This window comes from Micromonospora sp. ATA51 (assembly GCF_016802855.1).
Taxonomy (GTDB): domain Bacteria; phylum Actinomycetota; class Actinomycetes; order Mycobacteriales; family Micromonosporaceae; genus Micromonospora; species Micromonospora sicca.
The window spans coordinates 1-2,741 of sequence record NZ_JAEVHJ010000528.1 but is presented as its reverse complement, the minus strand read 5'-3'; the positions used below and the strand labels follow the sequence as shown (position 1 = coordinate 2,741).

Genomic DNA, 2,741 nt, shown 5'->3' with positions numbered 1-2,741 from the left:
CCGCAACCCCGAACGATTCGTCCGCGGCATCCCACAACCACCCGCCCTACCCGAGGCCGCGTGGATCAACAAGCCCGACGACGAGCCGACTCAGTCAACGAACCCCTGAACCACCCGCCCCGAAAAGGTTGACACCTTCCGGGATGACGATCTTCAGCGGCCAGCCCAATCAGGTCGACTCACCTATCACCGTTAGCCACCAAATCCGGTGGGCTCGCACGGGCTCATAGGACATGCAGTCCATCTGTTTCGCGAGTCGGACCAATGCCGGCAATTTGGCCACTCACCCAGCGGGCCATGCCCCTAACCAGCTCACCGTGCCAGGCAGTCCGAGCCCAGCTCAGGAAACCCCTCGAGCAGAGCCCCCGCGCACTTGATACCGTCGGCGCCTGAACAAGGTCAGGTGCGCACATCTGCCGCGATCAGCTCGCTATGGAACGTCACGGCGAGTTGGGCCGCCCAGCTCCCGGACATGCCGAGATCCGTGCGCCAATCCGCCCATGACATCGGGCGAGCGCCTTTGACCGTCGCCGAGCCGCGGGGCTGATGAGCCGCGGACTCGACGCTCCGAACGTTCGACCCATCGCAACACGGGGGCCACGCGCCGTTCGGGCCGGGATCTTGGCGGGAGATCCCTCATCACCACACCTACGGAGCCCCCCGACGCGACAGCTTGTCCAGGTCGCGCACGCAGAAACCGTGGTGTTCCCATTCCTCGTTGAGCACAGTGCCGAGGCATTGCCGCACGCGCCGGCCCTTGGCATACGGGGGCCATCTGTCGTCGTCCGGCACCGGCGCGGGCTTTGCGAGCTGCTCGGGTGTGACCTCGGCCAGCCACGCCTCAATCTCCGACGCCTGCCGATCGCGCACGGTTAGCACCTCGTCGAGACCCGGCCGGGCGGACCTGTCCAGCCCCAGCCCCTCCTGATCCGGCACGAACGGAGATGCCAGTCCCATCGCCGTGAACGGCTCGGTCAGCCCGAGTACGCAGCGCCGAAACCACGAGTCGTGCACGAAGACGAGATGACGCAGAGTCTCGACCATCGACCACTCGCCGTCGACGCCGAGATCCTCGCTGCCCTCGGCCATCGACCCGGCCCGCTCGGTAGTCGTCGCCCACGCCTTCCGCAGCTGTCGCCAGGCCTCGCGCAGGTCGGCCGGTTCATCGGAACGGATCAGCAGCCGCACCGGGTGCCGGCGGTCGAGCTCCGCCTCGACGTACGACATCACCTCCACGCCGTTGACCACCAGGTTGGTGACCAAACCGTCGATCTCAACGTCCTGCATGACCACGCCGACCAGCCGCGCCCTACTCAGGTCGCACTCGCGGAACTCCGCGCCCGTGAGGTCTTCGTCGTTGAAGCGTCGCATGCGGACAGACTAAGCCGCACCGCAGGCACACAGACGAATAGGCCATCGCCCGGCGGCGCAACCCAACGCACCATGCCACAACCACGCGCGGGAACCGCGATCTTGGGGGTGTAAGAACTAATTTGACAGCCCCCGATTTTGACCGCGCCGGGCTCAAACGCTCGCTCATGCCGCCGAGTGGGCGCGCCGAAACGCAGGAACTCCCGTCACTCTCCGTAGATGTCCGGCGCAGGCGTCGGCTCGATCCCCGTGCACGCACGTGCCGATGAGCGGTCGTGCCCTACACGCATCCCTCCGGCTCGATCAGCCCTCCCAGGCTGCTCTGATTCGTTGCCGCGCCGCCGCGACGACCTCGGCGTAGTTCGCCGAGAAGACTTGGTCAATAACAGGCTCGAAGGTCGCGCACAGGTCGTCAAGGACCCGCTTCTCTGCCCGGTCCTTCAAGTCGAGCGCCTGGTAGCCCTGCTCGTACCAACGCGCGAGGAGGTCAGAAAGCACGAGTGCTTCATCGTAGGAAAGCGGAACGAGTACCTCGTCATGGGACGGCCTCGACGCTCGACGGCTTGCGGCCCGGCCGCTGGCGCCCTGATCATCTGTATATGAACGAGACGCCTGCCACGGCGAGGCTAAGACGTGCCGTCCGGGCGGTCATCCTGGCCGATGATGACCGTGTCCTGCTGTGCCGCTTCAGCTTCCCGCATCCAGCTGTACCGACGGGCGCAACGGTCGTATGGGCGGCCCCGGGCGGCGGCATCGAGCCCGGTGAACTGCCGCTGGCGGCACTGCGCCGGGAGCTGCACGAGGAGACGGGGCTTGTCATTGACGCCGACCCGCCTCACGTCTGGCACCAGGAGGTGGCCGCTCCCGGCCGGGACGGCTACGACGGGTTGGTCAACGACTACTTCCTCGTCCGCACCACGCGCTTTGATCCCCGCGGCGCGCTGTCCGATGACGACCTCGCCGCCGAGCACATCAGCGGGATGCGATGGTGGCGGCACGGAGACATCGCCGAATACGGCGGAACCGACCTGTTCTCACCCCGTGACATCGCCACACCGCTGGCGGCGCTGATCGCCGGTGACATCCCGGGCACGCCAGTGATGCTCGGCCTGTGATCTCCCTGGGCACTTATAGGTCCGCTGTACCCGCCAGACGCACCAAAGACACGAGGCTGCCGGACAATCAGGCGAATCTCCGCGCGCGGCGTGCTGGTCCGACGGGCATCGGGACGGAAGGTGTCAACCTTTTCGGGGCGGGTGGTTCAGGGGTTCGTTGACTGAGTCGGCTCGTCGTCGGGCTTGTTGATCCACGCGGCCTCGGGTAGGGCGGGTGGTTGTGGGATGCCGCGGACGAATCGTTCGGGGTTGCGG

3 protein-coding genes are annotated in these 2,741 nt (G+C 66.6%); 1 reads left to right on the top strand and 2 read right to left on the bottom strand.

Annotated elements, in window-relative coordinates; translation table 11 throughout:
• Positions 1 to 648 precede the first annotated feature (648 nt).
• Both JNW87_RS37210 and JNW87_RS37205 read right to left on the bottom strand, forming a co-directional pair.
• Positions 649 to 1,371, bottom strand: coding sequence for a DinB family protein (locus JNW87_RS37210; protein WP_109799996.1), 723 nt, complete (start codon positions 1,369 to 1,371; stop codon positions 649 to 651).
• Positions 1,372 to 1,674: 303 nt separating this feature from the next.
• Positions 1,675 to 1,869, bottom strand: a complete 195-nt coding sequence (locus JNW87_RS37205; protein ID WP_109799997.1) for a hypothetical protein — start codon at positions 1,867 to 1,869, stop codon at positions 1,675 to 1,677.
• Between the two features lie 65 nt (positions 1,870 to 1,934).
• Here JNW87_RS37205 and JNW87_RS37200 point away from each other — a divergent pair, with 65 nt between their 5' ends.
• Complete coding sequence (locus JNW87_RS37200) at positions 1,935 to 2,486, top strand: NUDIX domain-containing protein (protein ID WP_309234156.1); 552 nt, start codon at positions 1,935 to 1,937, stop codon at positions 2,484 to 2,486.
• The last annotated feature ends 255 nt before the right edge of the window (positions 2,487 to 2,741 follow it).